Origin of the sequence: Rickettsia asiatica (genome assembly GCF_007989425.1) — a bacterium.
Lineage (GTDB): Bacteria > Pseudomonadota > Alphaproteobacteria > Rickettsiales > Rickettsiaceae > Rickettsia > Rickettsia helvetica.
In genome coordinates, this window is sequence record NZ_AP019563.1 from 1,124,179 (window position 1) to 1,141,804 (window position 17,626).

Genomic DNA, 17,626 nt, shown 5'->3' on the forward strand with positions numbered 1-17,626 from the left:
GAAATTTGTGTAAGAAGAGTTATTGCATCAAAAAAGAAAAAGCCGGAAGAGAACAAAGCAAAAGAGAGTGAAGAAAATGATAATGAAACAAAGGCAGATGAAGTAAATAATGTAGACAATACTAGTTCTTCATTATCGGCACCGTCTTTAGAAATGTTTAATAGTTTTTTTCTTAAGCCTCTAAATTCGCTTAGAAAAAATGTAAAAATATTACTAAAGATTCAGCAATTTCTAAATATTTAGGATTAGAAAGCAAACCAAATTCTATAGATATTTTAGAGGACTTAGAAGCTTTTAAACGCTTACTGCAACCAAAAGAAATGCAACTTAGCCGTTGGCCTTCTTCACCGAAAAATACTTTAGCTGCTTTGCAAGCAGCAGCAATTAACTCAATATTACCTTCATCAGAAAAGCTTTTTGCCGTTAACGGCCCGCCTGGTACCGGTAAAACCACTTTAATGTTTGATATAATCGCAAACCTTTATATGTTGAACGTGCTTTAAAAATGTCACAATTAAACCATCCGGAGGATGGTTTTGATAAACAAAATCATGTACACGAACAACAAAATTCAAATAAAAAACCCTTTAAGCATAATATAAAGACTTTAAAAACGGAATTACAAAATTATAGTATTGTTATCGCTTCTTTTAACAATAATTCCGTTGAAAATATTTCTAAAGAGTTACCGCTTAAGACTAAAATAGATCCCGTTTACCAAAATGAATTAGATTTTTTCAGTCGACTTTTAACCAATAAAGATAGCTGGGGTATATTTTCAGCAGTGCTTGGAAATTCTAAAAATAGGAAAAAGTTTATTGAACGGTTTTGGGATATTAGAAATGAGAAGGATAATAATAAATCCAAAACTTTCAAGATGCGTCAATATTTAAATTTACTAAATAATAATAACCATAAGGATCATACTCCTGTAAACTATAAACCTGAATATTGTAAATCACCTTCAGACCTAAACAATAAATGGGTTCAGGAATGTCAAGAATTTAAAGAATTACATAAAAAAATTACTGGTATCTATGATGCTATCGATATAGTGATTACTCAAAATCAGGCAAAAAAATATTTTGAATACACATAAGATTATAATTAATGATGAAGAATTTACAGATGTAATTTCTAAGTTAAACCGTATACTAAAAAATATTGATTCGGAATTAGAAAAAAGAAACTTTAAAGGATTTAACTCCGAATTATCTGAAAAAATTCATAAATTCTTTAATACAAAAAAATATCAATATTTCATAGAAAGAGAAAATAAGTTAAAAGCTTCAAGGGAAATAATGAAGTTGCAAGATATTTTACATATACTAGTAAAACCTACCGAGCTTTTGAAAGAATATGGCTTTGACGTTAAAAATTTTGAAGATGACCATTTTTGGCAAATTTGGGAGGAACAAAGTAATAGACTGCATAAAACCCCCATTATTTTAACGAAAAGTTTGAGCAACTTAGATCAGAACTATTTATTAAAGCTACCAAAATACATGAAGTTTTTATAAATGCGAATGCTGATATTTTTTGGTGTAGTTTGAATTTATTTGCAACTATTTTAACTACATCGTCTATGGATATAGATCGTAAAATTTGGCAAACAGTTTGGCAAAACTTTTTTATGGTTGTACCGGTAGTATCAATTACTTTCCATTCTTTCGATAATATGTTTAAGTATTTCAATCATAATAATATTTCTTGGCTTATTATTGATGAAGCCGGACAAGCACAACCACAATATGCTGCCAGTGCTATATATAAATCAAAGAATGTTGTAGTAGTAGGCGACCCGATGCAAACTCAGCCTGTTTCTACACTTAAACAAAAATTAATTGAAAAACTATGTGAAAAATTTAGCGTTTCATTTCCGGATTGGTCGCCTTCCAAAGTTTCCATGCAGCATTTAGCCGATCGTAACTCTTTGTATCAAACTAAATATAATAAAACTCTAGTTGGTTTTCCTTTACTAGTCCATAGAAGGTGTCAAAATCTGATGTTTGATATCTGCAATAAAATTGCCTATGACGATAAAATGATTTTTGCAGTTTCACCGCCAAAATCTGTAATTAGTGATATTTTGGGTAATTCACGATGGATAAATGTTGCAGATAATAATAGCACAAAAGGTAAACATGAGTCTAAGGCAGAATTTGACGTATTATATCAATTACTTAAATCTATTGTAAATAAACCTAATTCAAAGGAGTTATTAGAGTGTAATCACTATGTATAAAAGTTTTAAACTTTATATTCACAAAAATATAAAATATTAAATTTAACTAAAGATCAAAAATTACCGAAATATATAAAAGATTTTTGCGATAGAAATATCGGTACTATTCACGCTTTTCAGGGGAAAGAAGCAGATACGGTTATTATGTTGCTTGGAGCTCAATGACCTAGAGATGTCGGGACTAGAACCATCATGACCGAAAAACCAAACATCTTAAACGTCGGTATTAGTAGAGCTAAAAATAACCTTTATATTATCGGGAATGCCGAGATGTGGCTAAAGCATAAACATATGAAAGAAATCTATAATATGCTTGGTGATAAAGATTATACTTAGATAGAACTTCAAGAATTGGCTAACTGTCCAGATCTGGCGGAGAGAGAGGGATTCGAACCCTCGATACGGTATGACCCATATAACGGTTTAGCAAACCGCCGCCTTCGGCCACTCGGCCATCTCTCCGGTTATGGCCTAACTTTATATCATCTAAATTATAAAATTTCTAGAATTATTTTAGAATTTTTATTACTGATTTAAATATTATTCATAATCATGGCTCGGTAGTTTTGAAGAAACTTCACCTATAGGAAGCATATCATTATAACACCAAAAAATAGGTAATCCTTTTCAAGGTTCTAAATAATCAATAAAATATTTTACAACTTCAGGCTTTGTCGTATTTTTACAAATATTGAAAAGTTGTGTGGTTATATGACAAATAGAATCCGTGTTATCTTTATATTTATCCATCACATAGGTTATGGTTTTAGTTTGCTTTTCTAAATCAAGAGAGATGAAGTCTGAAAGCAATGATTTTACAAAATCATCATTATCACTACAAATGCTAAATAGTATTTCTGAATGTTCTTCGCTAAGATTATCAAATAATTTCTGATATTTAACTAAAAATCTATTCCAAGTTATTGCTTCAATATTGACAAAACTCTTATAGTCTTTTGGTTGGTATTCGGGATTATATTTTTGTAACGGTACTAAAAAGTTAAGGTTATCTAAATTTTGATGAAAATTTTGTAGTTCTTCAAAATGTGCAGCCATAAAAATGATCGTATACTGAGTAATAGCAGAATCTACAAAATAAAATTGATAAATAAATTTGATGATATTTGATATATCTGCTACTAACTCGCTGTCTAGTTTTCTAATATCACCTATATATTTTAACTCTTCATCCGTGTGATCTACATATTTAATATTTAAATCTTCAAAGGTAATAACTTTACCTTTGGCTATTTTATCTATTATTGTATAGTTTTTAATTGTATGTTCTTCATAGTTAGCAATAATATAAATTTCCGGATTATATATATCTTTGAAATTATTTCGGAGCATATTTTTTACTGCTTTTACCGTATTTTGATTTAGATAATCAAGCTCTAATATATGAATGTTGGTAAGTAGTAAACTTGTATGATCTATTTTATTAAAAGGAGCAACATACCATGGATATTCCCCTTCTTTAATGCATCCTTTAATAAGAGCAATTTTTCTATAACATTCTTCTCTTAAAAATGTATTATTACCGTCTAATAAAGCTAAATTTTTCAGCTCTGTTATTCTGTCATTTAAATAGCTTCGCCAATCACTAGTTAATAATTCTAGCAATTGCTTAAAAAAACTAAAACTAATTTTCATATAATAATATTAAGTTAATTTAAAAACTTTATAAGTCAGAAGTTATTAAAGACAGTTATTTGCTAACGTTATCTAAAAAATTCTGTAGTTCTTCTAAATTACTTATATTACTTAATTTGAATGGATAATTAATTTTTCGGAGCATATTTATTAGTACGCTTCCGGCACCTATTTCTACTATATGAGTTATATCTAAGGTATTAAATAGTTCTAAAGTTTCATGCCATCTAACTCGTCCGCATATCTGAAGAATTAAATTTTGTTTGATTTCTTTAGGATCTAGAGTAGGTTTTGCGGTATAATTTTGGATTACCGGTATCAGAGGCTTATTAATTACAGCTTTATCAAGAGCTACTCGCATTTTATCTTCTGCCGGTTTCATTAAGCTACAATGAAATGGAGCACTGACTTTCAGCTTTATCGCTTTATAACCTAAATCTTTAATTATACTAATAGCATGATCTATAGCTATGGTCTTGCCGCTAATAACTATTTGTCCTTCGATGTTATCGTTGGCAATTTGGCATAAATTTATTTTGTTTATATCTTCTAATATTTCTTCAAGTTTTTGAAGTGGAATATTGATACAAGCTGCCATGCTTCCCTCACCTTCAGGACATGCTTCCTGCATAGATGTACTACGTATATGAAGTAGTTTTGCTGCTGTCTCAAGACTAATACTTTCGGTGCTACATAAAGCACTATATTCACCTAACGAATGACCGGCAGCATAATCGCAAAGACTATCCAAACTTTTACCGGTTTCAGCTTTGATAATATTTATTATTGCCATAGATACTGCCATTAATGCCGGTTGTGCGTTAGTGGTTAAGGTCAATTCTTCAGAAGGTCCATTAAAAATTATATCAGTGAGTTTTCGTTTTAGTACTTCATCAACGATCTGAAAAGTTTCTTTGGCGGGTTTAAAATTATCATAAAAATCTTTTCCCATGCCGATCAATTGCGACCCTTGACCGGGGAAGATAAAAGCTGTTTTCATATTTTGTATTATCGATTGAGTTTATTAATAGATTTTATTAAAATTTTCTAAAATAGTCAAATTATTTTAAGCATTTTAAAACTGTTTTTCAATTGTTACGCTACATGTAATTTTTACAAAAGTATTAATTTTTCTTAGCTCTATAACTTGATTACTTTCAACTAGTACTATAAATTAAACTAAGAAAATATAAACAAGGAAATTAGTTATGAAGTTAAAAGAATATTTTGAAAAGTTAGAAAGTACAGCTTTTAGTCCATGGCTTGCTGCATTTAAAAAATTATTTAGTAAAGAGGAGCTAAATGGTGAACTATCTGAGGTGCAAGATAAAAAGAAAAAGGAAGAAAAATTTTTCGATAATGTCAAGCAAGCATTAGATAAAATACAAGTCAATATGGAAATAATTAGATTAATAGAACCTGGGAATAGTACAATATCTGATAATACGGAAACATTTATTACTGATTGTAAATCAGAAAATTTTTCTATGCTATTTACGTATTAAACAACAAAAGTTATTATTAGAGCAGAAAATTAAGGAAGAAATATCAACTAATTATAAGGTAGTATATTTTATCTAATAATGTTGTTAAAACAAATAAATTAGGGTTAGAGAAATTAGAAAAAGGACGAAAATTTGATTTGCAAACGAAATGTGAATTTAAAGATAATAAAATTTATAAATTAAACGATCAACATTTTATAAAAATTAAAGATGAACTTTTTAAAATGAATGAGTTACCAAAAGAATTTGAAAAAGCTACACATATAATTTTAGAATATAAAGAACAAATAGTACCTAGCCTTAGAGTAATTACTAATCTTCAATTAGAAAAATTTGCAGAATTTATATTAAATCTTCCGGAAAATCGTTTAGAATATTACAATTATTTTTTAGTAGAAGAGGAAAAGGATGGATATTCTAAGATTGATGTTTTTAAAAATGTTGCTAATAAAAACAAGTTAGTTGAAAAATTTAGAAATTTAGAGAAATATGACTATCAACAGATTAACACAAACGTTCAAGAATTAGAGGAGTATTGCAATATTTTCAAACCTGAGTTTTCTCATCTAATAGGGCAACCAAAGGATTATGGTTTTGATACTTAATTTATCCAAAATTATAACCGATAGCAAATTACAAATGTAATTTGCTACCCCATAAAAATTGTAGAAATCTGGGTTTGACGCTAGTCTTCTTTTATATTCAATATTTCTAACCGAATAATAATTCGCTATTTGCATTATTTAAGTTGAAATTTAAATGAATGTTACTACTATTATATAGTATCAACTAAATTCTGTGAAATTAATAATGTTTGATCAGTTAAATATCTTATATCCTCTGTTAATAAGTATTTTTATTTTTCTTGTTGTAGTCGTTATTTCTAAAATAACAAAGTATAAAAAAACCTTAAAAGCCCTAGAACTGAGAATTATGCTAATTCTTTTTTAGAAAATATCAAATCTTATTTTAAATTAGATGATATAAGAGTAATTTCACAGGAAGAGCTAGAAAGTGATCAAAGAGTTAAGTAGTTTATTTAAAGACAAGTTAGAAGAAGTTGTACATCTTTTTTAGATGAAACAAAAAAAGATATAACAGCTTTGTATGAAGTGCTGCATGCTAATAAGGAGTCTCAGGATCAAGAAGAACATAGATTATATATATATTTCCGCCTGACCAAATAAAGAAGCAAGACGCCAAAAAACTTATTTATATAAAATCTCCTTATAAATTTACTAAGGAGGAAATTGAAACGCTGGATATTTATATACTATTTAGTACAGTTATTTAATACTGGTTCGGAGTGAGTTAAAAATAATTAACTTGCTCTTCTCGCTATTTCCATAGTACGAATACGATCTTTAATATGTGGCTAATCGTTACGTTCTGCAAGTTCTAAGTCATAATGTGATTGCAGATTAATCCACATTTGAGCCGAAGTTTGAAAATATTTACCAAGCCGTAAAGCCATATCAGCAGTAATTGATCTTTTGCCATGTACTATAGCATGGATACGGCTTGGCAGTACATCAATATCACGAGCTAATCTATTTTGACTTATATTTAAAGGCTTCATAAATTCTTCTTCTAATTTTATGTCCTTTCGAGAAGATTTGAATGAATTTTAGTTGATGCTCAAAAATATAATAAAGCCTAGTTGACTTTTTAAAGTAGTAAGCTAGAATTCTTGCAAGAATAGCGGTAACGTTATTCCGAGGTGTAGAAGTCCTTTATCACAGATGGTTAGCATTATCCATTTAAAAATGCTCCTCAACTTTGTCATGGTTGGGGTGATTTTAGCGATGTTCAGGGTTTAAAGTTTGCACTTTAAACCTAAAGGCTATTATAACTGTTCTGTGACGGTTCTTCTAATGCCCCAACCACCCAAGGTTAAAATCTTCGGTGGTTAAAACTTGAGCAACTTAAGTTTAATCAATCGGGAGCAACCGTATGTTCAACAAAAATAATAAATTATTATCTAAAATATTACCAATTTCTAAGAAAAATAAAGATTTAGAAAAACTGAGATCCAAGTTTAAATAAAGGCTAGAAGAACAGGTAACGATAGATGAGATAAAAAGAATAGAACAGCGTTCATTATATTTAGAAAGTATAAAATAATTCTAGGTTTTATGAAGGAAAATTAATAAGATTTTTGAAAGAATAGTTAATTCTATTTCAAAAAAATCTTATTAATTTTTGCTAAAAATTTATTTTTCTTCTCCTTTTTTAACAATTTTAGATAAATTGGTTATTTGTCAAGCTATTCTTATTCTATGACTTCTCCAAGCTTATCTACTTTATTTTCAAATTCAGTGCTATAATCTGCAGGGATATAATTTTTATTATCTTGAATATTCTTATCAATGCCATGAGATTGAAGCAGTATTTTTATTACTTCCTTATTACCTTTTTCATAAGCATGATGCAGAGGGGTATTACCGTTAATATCTTGCTTGTTTACGTCACATTTTCTATGTAAATATATTCTTACATCAGAAATACTACCTTCTGCAGCAGCTGCATGTAAAGGCGGTAATTGCTTAAACCTTTCTATTTTAATTCTTGCTTTATTTTCAAAAAAAATTTCTAAAATCTTCAACATAAGACGCTATTTTAAATTATAAGTGCGTCTTAATGGCATATTATATTTAATTAAGCAATTATTAATTGAAAGTTTTCTTGGTTATTTCATACCAACAATTTTCAGGAATAGCAGCTTTATTACTAAAACCGCATATAATGAGCTGGTCTTTAGCTCTCGTCATTGCAACATAGAGTAGTCTTATATATTCCTGCAAATCTTTTAGTTTTTCAGCGTCTTTCAGCTTTTGTAAAAATGTTGGTGTATCTACAATATTAGCAGAAAAAAACATTTCACCTTTATCATCCCAAATAAATTTATTGCTGCTTATCGGCAAAGTAGTAGAATCGCATAATATAACGATAGGAGTTTCAAGTCCTTTAGAGCCGTGTATAGTCATTACTCTTATTTTGTCTGAATGTTTCATATCACGTTTGATATAGATATCGTTATTCTCAAACCAGGCTATAAAGCCTTGTAGTGAATTATCTATATCATTCACATAGTTTTTGCTTAACGTTAATAGCTCATTTATCATATCATCGCTATCATCGCCGTTATAAGCGTAAAAAATCTCTCGTAAATTTAAATTATTCATCACTAAATCAAAGAAGTTCTCAACAGTTGATATTTTATAAATTTCAATCAAAGAATTTAATTTAGTATATATTTCTTCATAAGCAGATAGATTATCCCATAAACTATTATCGTTTTTATTTACAAGAAGTTCGTATAATTGTTGCTCATTCATGCCGATAATCGGCGATTTTAGTAAACCGGCAAGGTTTAAATCATCGTCAGGTAATAACACAAATTTAGCCACGGATATTAAATCCATTATAGTTAGATTTTCTTTAAGATTAATTCTATCACTTATCTCAACCTTAAGTTTAGCTTTGCTAAGTTCTTTTATCAGATTATTACTAAATTCATCTCTCTTTCTTACTAATATCATGAAATCTTTCTCGTATATTCTGCTTGCAGTGGACGGTAAAATTTCTTTGCTTTCTATTTGTTCTTTTATAAAATTTACGATTTTTTTTATGAGTAAATCGGCAGCAGATTTAGAATTTTCATAATCTTCAGGTAACGCCCAAAAAAGCTCTTCTTGTTTTTCACTTGTTACTAAGGGCCAAACCGTTATGATGCCTTGATGTGTACGAAATGAGGATATTAAAGGATTATTCGAAAGGAATAAACTTGGATAATCAGATTTTATATTTTTCAAAACATTGTGAGTAAATTGTAAAATTTCTGCACATGATCTATAAGAATATTCAAGGGTGATATTTTTGAATTTCTTATTAGTACTTGTAAGGTTTGCTTTTAGTTGCTCATTTACTAAGCTGAAATTATGAAGATCGGCACCTTGAAAACTGAAAATGGATTGTTTATCGTCACCTACTATGAAAATTGTCATCCCGCGACTCGATCGCGGGATCCAATCTTTTTTTATTTTTTCCTGGATACTGTGGACGAGCCATGGTATGACATTTTGTTGTTTATCTGCCGCATTAAACTCTGTTATTAAAGTAGTAATAATATTCCACTGCGGGGGGCTTGTATCTTGTGCTTCATCAACCAAAATATGATTTATTTCACTCTCCAGCTTATGCAGCAACCATTCGTGCATAGTTTTATTATTTAGTAATTTCTCGGTGTAGTAAATTAAATCGTCGTAATCGAGTAAATTATTTTCTTCCTTATATGAATCATATTTTTTTAAAATAATATGAGCAAGTTTAGTAAGTAAATTCATGTGATATTCTAGCTCTTCTATACGACGCAGCTCATCTAATCGGTAAATTTCAGAGGTAATTTTTTCTAGCTCTAGCAATAATTTAGGATATTTTCTTGTTAATTCTTTCGATAAAAGGCTTTTACGTTTTTTTCCGTCTTTCGTAAAAAAAATTTCTTGAGCTTTTATCTCTAGATCATATTCTGCAAATAAATTTTCTATTTCGTCATAGATATTGTTTAACTGACCAAGTGCTAGTCTTTTATTAGATATTTCTTTTGAAATAGTTTTATGAGTAAATAACTTTTTGAATTTAATTTTCTGCTCGATTATTTCAGTAAAAATATCTTGCAGGGTTATTTCATGAAAGCGGTTCAACAAAACTTTAATTAGGTCATTATGCTCATCGCTTAAATAAAGTTCGTTTCTGATATTTAGGAAGATATCTTGTAGCTTGGTTTCTTCAAGAATTTTAAATTCCGGCGTTATGCCGGCTTCTAAAGGAAAAATTTTAAGAATTTTTTGACAAAAAGCATGGATTGTATAGATATTTAAAGGCTCATTGCTATTTAGTATTTTATTATATAAAGTTTTTGCGTTTTCTGTTTCTTGCGGCGATGGCTTATTGCCGCTCATTAAGAAAAGTTCTTTTTCTAGTTTCTCGGCGTTGCAAAGAGAAAGATATTTAAGTCTGCTATTAATCCTTGCTTGCATCTCTATAGCAGCAGCATTAGTAAAAGTAAGGCATAAAATATTTGAAGGTTCTACTCCCGTTATTAATAGACGTAAAAACCGATCGGTTAGGATCTTAGTTTTACCGGTACCGGCAGATGCCGAAACCCAAACGGAATAATTGGGATCGGATGCTTGTTGTTGTAAATCACTCATTATTTCTTTTTTCTATATTGTATGGATCTGATGTCATTCCTGCGTAGCATTATTGCATGTGTACCTAATCGTCATTGCGAGCAACCGTAGGCTGCGTGACAATCTAGAAAATAATTAAAAAAATGCTAATCTTTAGCATTTTTTAACTGGATTGCTTCGTCAATTACTTGCGTAATTTCCTCGCAATGACGAAAAACTGATCTCTACGCAGGAATGACATTACGCCTATAAATCACATATATTACGATTAAGGAAATAGCAAGTCCAAACCAAGTTAAGGCATATTCTAAATGGTCGTTTCTAATAGCTGCTAAATGATTGATCGAAAGCGGCAGTACAATATCTAGATTACTAATATCTTTTCCTTCCTCGATAATATAAAAATTCTCTAGATTTAACCCTAAAGCTTCGGATGCTGCTTTTAAATCTAACGTTAGCCACACATTATTTTTTATATCATTAGCAGGTAAGTAGCTACGAGTTTTTTCAGATGGCATAGTAACGCCGATTATTTCATGTTTTTGATCATTGGTCGCCTGCGTGATAATATTTTTATTGCGATTACTAAACCAACCTCGTGCTACTAAAATAACTTTATCTTCTATGGTTTTAAAAGGAGTCACTAAATAATATCCGTCTTTTTCACTCGACATTGACCTTCTACCATATAAATATATGTCTTTATTAGGCAAAAATTGACCGGTAATTTTTACTTTGTGATAAGATAAACCGTCTTGAATTTCTGCTAAATTAATTGCAGGTGAGGTTAGATTAGCTTGCATTGAGGCTAAGAATAATTTCTTTTCTTTTAATCGACTAAGCTGCCAAAAGCCTAAGGAGATAAGTATTGTAAAAGTTATAAGTACAAAGAAATTTGTTAAATTAGTTTTGTTAGTCATGGTTAAGTTTAATGTCCTTTTGTCATACCGCGGCTACAACCGCGGTATCTCTAGAAATATACCGTTACTGATTGTTTTATTAGATACCGCGATCAAGTCGCGGTATGACAAGGGTTACAACAACCCCAATTTTAAGCCGGCATTAAAATCTTGCTTAGGAATTCTTTATGTTTTTGCAGCTCTTCTTTTGTAGGTTTAATAACGATAGTAGTTTGCTCTGTTTTGTTATTTACTTGATTAGTGGCTAAATTATTTATTCCGGCAGATTTATCAATCATTTTAAAAGCGGATTGTCTACCGCCCATTAGCTCTACATATACTTCTGCAAGTAATGCCGCATCTTTCAAAGCCCCGTGAAACTGCCTACCTGAATTATCAACTTTAAATCTTTTACATAATGCATCAAGATTATATTTTGAGCCTGGAAACATACTTCTAGCCATCACTAAAGTATCAATAGTATTTGCTAGTTCCAAGAGTTTAATTTCGGTTCTTTTTAATAATGATAATTCGTGATTTAGAAATTTAATATCGAAAGGAGCATTATGAATAATAAGTTTGCTATCTGAAATAAACTCTAAAAAATCGTCGGCTATTGTATGAAATAGAGGTTTGTCTTTTAAAAATTCGCCGGATATGCCATGAATTCTATAAGCCTCAAACGGCATATCTCGCTCAGGATTAATATAAAAATGAAAATTCCTGCCTGTTAATACCTTATTTACCATCTCAATAGCACCGATCTCAACGATTCGATGACCTTGTCGTGGGTCAAGTCCCGTAGTTTCGGTATCTAAAATTATTTCTCTTAAACTCGACATTCCAAATCCTTTATTAGTCTTTAAAATCGTCATTGTGAGCGGATGTTATTGCATGGCTCACTTCCCCCCCTCTGTCATCCCCGCGACTTGATCGGGGGATCCAGTTAAAAATACTAATAATATTAGTATTATCAAGTTATTTTTCTGGATACCGTGGTCAAGCCACGGTATGATATCGAATGCGTTTTTCGTTTCATGCAACAAGACCGTAATTTCCTCACAATGACAAGAATTATCTTACTTCCAAATCCTTTATTAGCTTCGCTATTTGTTTTTCCAAGTCTAACATATCAACGCCGCTATTTATAGCAAAATCTGCTTTTGCTATTTTGCTCTCTTGTGATAGTTGAATTTCTTTGATTTTATTATAAATTGCTATATCAAACGAAGATCTCGTTATCGCTCTTTGCATTCTTATTTCTTCAGAGCAGTATATTGTTACGACAAAATCAAAATATTTATCAAATTTAGCTTCATAAAGCAGAGGTATTTCAGCAAAACCAAATTTGGAATTAACGTTTTCTTTTTTAAATAAAATGAGTTTATCTATTAGTAATGGGTAAATAAAATTTTGTAATTTCTCTCTAGATAGGTCGTTATTGTAAATTAAATTACTGATTTTTCCAATATTGAAATACTCAAGCTCAGGTAGTAATTTTAAGATTTGAGTTTGCAAAGCTATATCTTGATATAATTCTTTTATGCATCTATCAGCACAAAAAGTTTTATATCCTTTTTCTGCTAAATAATCTAAAATAAAAGTTTTGCCCGATGCATAGCTACCGGTAATACCTATTGCTAACATTTTGTTATAAAAATTTTATGTTCATTAGCGAGTTTTATAGTTAATTCTTCTTCGACTATAATTACGTTATTTTTCTGAATAGCTACTCCTTTGTAATTATATTGAGCAAGATTCTTTATAGTATTAGGACCGATCGTCGGCATATCTAGTCTATTATCTTGACCTAATTTCGGTATTTTTACTAATACTCCTCCATAAGGATTTTTACGCAAATCTGCACATCTCGTTATTAAATTATCCGTTCCTTCGGCAGCCTCTATACCAAGTATGTAGGCACTTTCAACTATAACAGATTGTGCGATGTCGAATGAACTTAGATGATTTAATAATTTTATTCCAAGCTCAATATCATTTTTATCTGAACTTGTAGGGTTAGTATCGGTTATAATATTGGAGTCACCTTGTTGATTTTTATATATTTCATTACTTGAAATTACCTTGAAACCGTAACTTTCAAAAAAATCTGCTACTGTTTTTAGCAAACTATCATCTCCTCGAATTTTTTGTCCAACTATTGTGAAAAGCAATAAACCGCCTATTTTATCTACGGCTAAATTTTTAAAATTCGGTCTATTAATTCCGCCGATAAAAATAATATTTTTTACGTTATGCTCCTTAAAATATTTAATAGCTTCTCCGACCATGCCTATTTTAAAAAGCTTATATTCAAAATTTTTAATTTGATCTATATCGGCCTCGTCTTTAATTGCCGCTATATAACAACTGCCGCCTTGCTTTGTATAATTACCTGCTATTAAGTAAGGTAATGAACCTCTGCCGGCGATAATTCCAAGATTTGGTAGCATAAAATATTTTTTAAAAAGTAATATTTATTATAAGTATACAAATAATATAAGTCCATTTTTAATATAAATCTAGAATTCTTATTTGACCTTTACATTTTAATCAAATTAAGGCATAATATTTGGTGCTAATATAGCTATAGTAATAAACGTAATTTAGAATAGAGGTTACGGACTCGGGGGCAGTACCCGACGCCTCCACCAAAACTTTCTAAATAACTTGCTCCTAAAGGTAATTTGTACGTCGATCCGGTACTCGAATCCTCACGTACTAAGTGTATGCTGCGGTTCTGCGTTCCGTGTCTTCTTCAAATTCCTCTTTATTAGCTGCGTCATTTAGATGTAATAATTCTTAAAGAGTAGACAATACGAAGTTCATCGAGTATTTTATGGGGGCGAAATAGGATCGACGTGCCTAATAAAAAAATTGCTTTTACTCGGGATGATTCCGCCGATGGTTTTTGCCATATGGGTCAAAACAAAGAAATGCAAACGATAATAATCGTTATGTGGGTGCTCCAGCTTTAGCTGCAGCTTAATCCTACGCGGCTTGGGGGTTTGCCGGGCAACAGAAAAACCCTCGCGTATACTCGTTTAATTTGAAAAATTGGTATTGCCTAAAAACGGTTGATATCGTCATTGCGAGCGACTGAAAGGAGTGCGACAATCCAGAAAATAATAAAAAAAATGCTAACCTTTAGCATTTTTAACTGGATTGCTTCGTCAAAACTTACAGTTTTTCCTCGCAATGACGTAAACTGTTCAAATTAAACTTCGTCTACCTATTTTTATTTTTAGAGTGTATATTTTATTTTTCTCATATGAATATTGAATATAAAAAATTTGTGAATGAATCTATACTAGAATTTGTGAAAAAAATTCTAACAAAAATTCAGCATGAAAATTTATATTGGGATCAGTTAATATACATATCGTACAGAACCGATAACCCTGCGGTAATTTTACCTTCAAAAGTTAAACAGGCATATCCAAAACAGATAACAATAGTACTGCAATATCAGTTTGAAAATTTAATAGTAAATGATACAGGCTTTTCTTTAACGGTAAGTTTTGACGGTGTTAAAGAAATAATTTACGTACCTTTTGATGCACTTATTAGCTTTGTTGATTCCAATAATAATTACAGTCTAACTTTTAATCAGTCGTTAAATATACAAGAAAATCACCAACATGAAGAGGAAATAAGTAATAATAAAAGTTATAAAACTTCATTATCTCCAAATCCAAATGTTATAATGTTAGATAAGTTTCGTAACTCTTCTAAACCTAAGCCTAGTTAATGCCCATATATGGATTCAAAAGTAGTTATATATACTGATGGTGCATGTGCAGGTAATCCTGGTCCCGGAGGATGGGGAGCTTTACTTCAATTTAATGATACTAGCAAAGAAATATTTGGGTATGAGTTAGATACGACTAATAATCGTATGGAAATTATGGCAGCACTTGAAGCATTGAGGATTTTGAAAAAATCTTGTAACGTTGAGATTTATACCGATAGTAAATATTTGCAACAAGGAATTACCGCTTGGATTCATAATTGGGTAAAAAATAATTGGTGTAAAAGCAACAATGAACCCGTTAAAAATGCCGATTTATGGCAAAAATTATACGCAGAATTGAGTAAACATACTATTATTTGGAAATGGGTAAAAGGTCATGCAAATAATAGCGGTAATATTGCTGCCGATAAACTTGCAGTGCAAGGAAGAGAAACTGCTATAGAAATTTTAAAATGTCGTGGATAGATAAGTTTTTTATTACTTTTTTTCACAAAAAAGTAGGAGAAGATGAGTTTTTGAATCAATATTATGAAAGCCGTAATATTGATTATTTAAGGCGTCCAAGGAGGTTTATTATTTATAAAAATGTAAATGAACCTACAAAAATTCCGCCAAGTTGGCACGCTTGGTTACATCATTTAGTAAATGAGATACCAAAAAATATTCAGCTTTTTCCGTGGCAAAAGAATAGATATCTTTCCAAACCAGCTTATAGAGAGGAATTTAAAGGAGAGACGGAACGCAGCACCGCAGCGTATATAGACATACGTGAGGATGCGAGTACTGGATCGACGTCTAAATTACCTCTAGAAGCGAAGAAGTTTGGAATGTCTAATAATAAAATAGCTAAAAAGGCATCTAAAACATCAAATCTTAAATATAATAGATGGCAACCGTAATTAATTATAAAATATAAAAAAACAATGAAACAGAACATTATTGAGACAATTATCGGCTTTGTGGTATTAATTATTGCTTTGCTATTTTTGATTTTTGCCTATAAAACAGGTAGTTCTATAACTAGCTTAAAAGGTTATCAGGTAACTGCTAATTTTCAGAGTGCAGAGGGTATAGCAGTCGGAAGCGACGTAATGATCTCAGGTATAAAAATCGGTAGTGTAAAGAAAATTACTTTAGATCCAAATAGCTTTTATGCAAGTGTATATCTAAATATTAATGATGCTGTTAAAATACCTAAAGATTCTAAAGCCCAAGTAGTCACCAGCGGATTACTTGGAGGTAAATATATTTCAATTGTACCGGGTAATGACGATGAAAATTTAGCGGCTAATGAAGAGATAAGATATACTCAATCAACAATTAATATTGAATCATTAATTAATAAAATTGTTTCTTCATTTGGTAGTAAGTAAAAACTCTCTAAAATTCAACCGAATCTATTCTGGATTCGGTTTTTTTTATTTTAAAATCTCATAAATTTATTTCAATAATGTTATTTAAGCTATTGTAAAGTGCTTATAAGAGGAGTATCCTATAATTGTAAGCAAAGTAATTTACTTAACAAAATGTAAACTAATAAAGGAGTAAATTATGAAAGAATCAAATTCAAACTCTGCTAAAGAAGATGTCGAAGGTATCAAAAAGATATTGAAAGCTTAGTGTCAAGATTACGTAATTTAAAAGGTAAATCCGGAGATATTCTTGATGAGCAGTTAGGTAATTTATCATCCGTTATGGAATATTATAAAGATAAAGGAATGGATAAAGGTAAAGCTAATGTAGCGGATTTATGTGAGTCGACACGTGACCACCCTTTGCGGAATCTCGCCTACGCTTTTGGTGCAGGCGTATTGCTCGCTATTCTTATGAAATAGGTAATTCAATGTTAAAATCTCTAATATATTAATTATTAAAAAGTAGCATGAAGCAAGAAGAGAAATCTTATGGCAAACCATTTGTCTATTTTTTTAATATTCTAGGTTTAGTTTTAATAATTATTGCTAATTATTGTTATTGTTCGGATAGTACGGAATTTTATTTTCTTATGCAAAGCGGAATAATTTCTATTATATCTTCTATTAGATTGTTTAAGATCAAAAAGTAGAGAGTTAGTAGAGAGCATAAGTACGCCGTTTACTGACTTAGTTTCAATAAGACCTTAATAAGATATTTACCTACGATAATTCGCTATGTTCCAAGTACCGTACTGACATTTTTAGTATGTACTTATATTAAAAGAAAATTCTTAAAAAATGTTACATATCCACTTTTAGGTAAGTAGTAATTTATTACTCGGTTTAGGTAACTCTAAACCGAGTTTTAAATAACTCTATCTTACTTAAAAATATAGTTTCAATATTAAGCTCTTGACACCGAATTTTGTAAGATTCGCTTATACGCTTCATTAAGCTCACTTT

Annotated in this window: 19 protein-coding genes, 1 tRNA gene, 1 other RNA gene and 4 pseudogenes; 14 read left to right on the forward strand and 11 right to left on the reverse strand. The window is 30.4% G+C overall.

The annotated features are described in order from the left end of the window. Positions 1-320: 320 nt before the first annotated feature. The 5 genes from RAS_RS10135 (at position 321) to RAS_RS10155 (ending at position 2,581) form a co-directional block, all read left to right on the forward strand. A complete protein-coding gene (locus RAS_RS10135) occupies positions 321-503 on the forward strand; it encodes an AAA family ATPase (RefSeq protein ID WP_232049207.1) in 183 nt (60 codons plus the stop codon). 2 nt (positions 504-505) lie between these two features. Then, on the forward strand, positions 506-1,099 hold the full coding sequence (locus tag RAS_RS10140; protein ID WP_232049208.1) for a hypothetical protein: 594 nt from the start codon (positions 506-508) through the stop codon (positions 1,097-1,099). Continuing rightward, on the forward strand, positions 1,086-1,520 hold the full coding sequence (locus RAS_RS10145; RefSeq protein WP_232049209.1) for a hypothetical protein: 435 nt from the start codon (positions 1,086-1,088) through the stop codon (positions 1,518-1,520). The genes RAS_RS10140 and RAS_RS10145 overlap by 14 nt, the downstream gene beginning before the upstream one ends. A gap of 29 nt (positions 1,521-1,549) precedes the next feature. Continuing rightward, positions 1,550-2,245 (forward strand): AAA domain-containing protein, encoded by a 696-nt coding sequence (locus tag RAS_RS10150; RefSeq protein ID WP_232049210.1) that lies wholly within the window; start codon positions 1,550-1,552, stop codon positions 2,243-2,245. 192 nt (positions 2,246-2,437) lie between these two features. Beyond that, on the forward strand, positions 2,438-2,581 hold the full coding sequence (locus RAS_RS10155) for a hypothetical protein (RefSeq protein WP_232049211.1): 144 nt from the start codon (positions 2,438-2,440) through the stop codon (positions 2,579-2,581). Between the two features lie 34 nt (positions 2,582-2,615). Here RAS_RS10155 and RAS_RS06715 read toward each other — a convergent pair. The 3 genes from RAS_RS06715 to fabD all read right to left on the reverse strand — a co-directional run bounded on the left by RAS_RS06715 (position 2,616) and on the right by fabD (position 4,898). Then, positions 2,616-2,707, reverse strand: a tRNA-Ser gene (locus tag RAS_RS06715). Positions 2,708-2,872: 165 nt separating this feature from the next. Further along, positions 2,873-3,898 (reverse strand): hypothetical protein, encoded by a 1,026-nt coding sequence (locus RAS_RS10160; RefSeq protein WP_232049212.1) that lies wholly within the window; start codon positions 3,896-3,898, stop codon positions 2,873-2,875. Between the two features lie 55 nt (positions 3,899-3,953). Next, positions 3,954-4,898: an ACP S-malonyltransferase gene (fabD, locus tag RAS_RS06735; RefSeq protein ID WP_147143430.1), complete on the reverse strand. Its 945-nt coding sequence runs from the start codon at positions 4,896-4,898 to the stop codon at positions 3,954-3,956. A 208-nt stretch (positions 4,899-5,106) separates the two neighbouring features. On the opposite strand from fabD, the gene RAS_RS06740 reads away from it, so the two are divergent. Next, entirely contained in the window at positions 5,107-5,403 is a 297-nt protein-coding gene (locus RAS_RS06740; protein WP_147143434.1) for a hypothetical protein, read from the forward strand. 137 nt (positions 5,404-5,540) lie between these two features. Continuing rightward, positions 5,541-6,008, forward strand: a complete 468-nt coding sequence (locus RAS_RS06745) for a hypothetical protein (protein WP_147143437.1) — start codon at positions 5,541-5,543, stop codon at positions 6,006-6,008. 770 nt (positions 6,009-6,778) lie between these two features. On the opposite strand, the gene RAS_RS06750 is transcribed toward RAS_RS06745, so the two are convergent. The 8 genes and pseudogenes from RAS_RS06750 to RAS_RS06780 form a co-directional block, all read right to left on the reverse strand. Beyond that, positions 6,779-7,003, reverse strand: a complete 225-nt coding sequence (locus RAS_RS06750; RefSeq protein WP_269473027.1) for a HigA family addiction module antitoxin — start codon at positions 7,001-7,003, stop codon at positions 6,779-6,781. Positions 7,004-7,675: 672 nt separating this feature from the next. Further along, positions 7,676-8,011, reverse strand: coding sequence for an ankyrin repeat domain-containing protein (locus tag RAS_RS06755; protein ID WP_147143440.1), 336 nt, complete (start codon positions 8,009-8,011; stop codon positions 7,676-7,678). Positions 8,012-8,072: 61 nt separating this feature from the next. After that, a pseudogene (locus RAS_RS11180) lies at positions 8,073-9,404 on the reverse strand (3'-5' exonuclease); the annotation flags it as partial. Further along, positions 9,381-10,616, reverse strand: a pseudogene (locus RAS_RS11185) (UvrD-helicase domain-containing protein); the annotation flags it as partial. The pseudogenes RAS_RS11185 and RAS_RS11180, both read right to left, overlap by 24 nt. A gap of 203 nt (positions 10,617-10,819) precedes the next feature. After that, positions 10,820-11,515 (reverse strand): SURF1 family protein, encoded by a 696-nt coding sequence (locus tag RAS_RS06765; RefSeq protein ID WP_147143447.1) that lies wholly within the window; start codon positions 11,513-11,515, stop codon positions 10,820-10,822. 131 nt (positions 11,516-11,646) lie between these two features. Beyond that, positions 11,647-12,336 carry a DNA polymerase III subunit epsilon gene (gene dnaQ, locus RAS_RS06770; RefSeq protein WP_147143451.1) on the reverse strand — a complete coding sequence of 230 codons (690 nt, stop codon included), beginning with the start codon at positions 12,334-12,336 and terminating at the stop codon, positions 11,647-11,649. A gap of 232 nt (positions 12,337-12,568) precedes the next feature. Then, the gene (coaE, locus tag RAS_RS06775) at positions 12,569-13,141 is read right to left on the reverse strand and encodes a dephospho-CoA kinase (RefSeq protein ID WP_147143454.1); all 573 of its coding nucleotides are present in this window, start codon (positions 13,139-13,141) and stop codon (positions 12,569-12,571) included. After that, positions 13,135-13,947, reverse strand: coding sequence for an LpxI family protein (locus tag RAS_RS06780; protein ID WP_147143457.1), 813 nt, complete (start codon positions 13,945-13,947; stop codon positions 13,135-13,137). Before RAS_RS06780 ends, coaE begins: the two co-directional genes overlap by 7 nt. 84 nt (positions 13,948-14,031) lie before the next feature. On the opposite strand from RAS_RS06780, the gene ssrA reads away from it, so the two are divergent. The 7 genes and pseudogenes from ssrA (at position 14,032) to RAS_RS09095 (ending at position 17,490) form a co-directional block, all read left to right on the forward strand. Continuing rightward, positions 14,032-14,527: a transfer-messenger RNA gene (ssrA, locus tag RAS_RS06785) on the forward strand. 238 nt (positions 14,528-14,765) lie between these two features. Further along, complete coding sequence (locus RAS_RS06790) at positions 14,766-15,245, forward strand: SspB family protein (RefSeq protein WP_010421429.1); 480 nt, start codon at positions 14,766-14,768, stop codon at positions 15,243-15,245. A gap of 9 nt (positions 15,246-15,254) precedes the next feature. Further along, positions 15,255-15,713: a ribonuclease HI gene (gene rnhA, locus RAS_RS06795; RefSeq protein ID WP_147143459.1), complete on the forward strand. Its 459-nt coding sequence runs from the start codon at positions 15,255-15,257 to the stop codon at positions 15,711-15,713. After that, complete coding sequence (locus RAS_RS06800; RefSeq protein WP_147143463.1) at positions 15,701-16,147, forward strand: NADH-ubiquinone oxidoreductase subunit NDUFA12 family protein; 447 nt, start codon at positions 15,701-15,703, stop codon at positions 16,145-16,147. Before rnhA ends, RAS_RS06800 begins: the two co-directional genes overlap by 13 nt. Positions 16,148-16,171: 24 nt before the next feature. Beyond that, positions 16,172-16,621 (forward strand): outer membrane lipid asymmetry maintenance protein MlaD, encoded by a 450-nt coding sequence (gene mlaD / locus RAS_RS06805; RefSeq protein WP_147143466.1) that lies wholly within the window; start codon positions 16,172-16,174, stop codon positions 16,619-16,621. Between the two features lie 178 nt (positions 16,622-16,799). Next, positions 16,800-17,083, forward strand: a pseudogene (locus RAS_RS06810) (hypothetical protein). A gap of 47 nt (positions 17,084-17,130) precedes the next feature. Next, positions 17,131-17,490: pseudogene (locus RAS_RS09095) on the forward strand (hypothetical protein). Positions 17,491-17,626 lie beyond the last annotated feature (136 nt).

What these genes read in the sequence shown, in the direction of transcription:
- RAS_RS06765 (WP_147143447.1), bottom strand. Translation starts at nt 11,515, where the DNA reads ATGACTAACAAAACTAATTTAACAAATTTCTTTGTACTTATAACTTTT.
- RAS_RS06740 (WP_147143434.1), top strand. Translation starts at nt 5,107, where the DNA reads ATGAAGTTAAAAGAATATTTTGAAAAGTTAGAAAGTACAGCTTTTAGT.
- RAS_RS10135 (WP_232049207.1), top strand. Translation starts at nt 321, where the DNA reads ATGCAACTTAGCCGTTGGCCTTCTTCACCGAAAAATACTTTAGCTGCT.
- RAS_RS06755 (WP_147143440.1), bottom strand. Translation starts at nt 8,011, where the DNA reads ATGTTGAAGATTTTAGAAATTTTTTTTGAAAATAAAGCAAGAATTAAA.
- rnhA (WP_147143459.1), top strand. Translation starts at nt 15,255, where the DNA reads ATGGATTCAAAAGTAGTTATATATACTGATGGTGCATGTGCAGGTAAT.
- mlaD (WP_147143466.1), top strand. Translation starts at nt 16,172, where the DNA reads ATGAAACAGAACATTATTGAGACAATTATCGGCTTTGTGGTATTAATT.
- fabD (WP_147143430.1), bottom strand. Translation starts at nt 4,898, where the DNA reads ATGAAAACAGCTTTTATCTTCCCCGGTCAAGGGTCGCAATTGATCGGC.
- RAS_RS06780 (WP_147143457.1), bottom strand. Translation starts at nt 13,947, where the DNA reads ATGCTACCAAATCTTGGAATTATCGCCGGCAGAGGTTCATTACCTTAC.
- RAS_RS10155 (WP_232049211.1), top strand. Translation starts at nt 2,438, where the DNA reads ATGACCGAAAAACCAAACATCTTAAACGTCGGTATTAGTAGAGCTAAA.
- RAS_RS06800 (WP_147143463.1), top strand. Translation starts at nt 15,701, where the DNA reads ATGTCGTGGATAGATAAGTTTTTTATTACTTTTTTTCACAAAAAAGTA.
- RAS_RS10140 (WP_232049208.1), top strand. Translation starts at nt 506, where the DNA reads ATGTCACAATTAAACCATCCGGAGGATGGTTTTGATAAACAAAATCAT.
- coaE (WP_147143454.1), bottom strand. Translation starts at nt 13,141, where the DNA reads ATGTTAGCAATAGGTATTACCGGTAGCTATGCATCGGGCAAAACTTTT.
- RAS_RS06790 (WP_010421429.1), top strand. Translation starts at nt 14,766, where the DNA reads ATGAATATTGAATATAAAAAATTTGTGAATGAATCTATACTAGAATTT.
- RAS_RS10160 (WP_232049212.1), bottom strand. Translation starts at nt 3,898, where the DNA reads ATGAAAATTAGTTTTAGTTTTTTTAAGCAATTGCTAGAATTATTAACT.
- dnaQ (WP_147143451.1), bottom strand. Translation starts at nt 12,336, where the DNA reads ATGTCGAGTTTAAGAGAAATAATTTTAGATACCGAAACTACGGGACTT.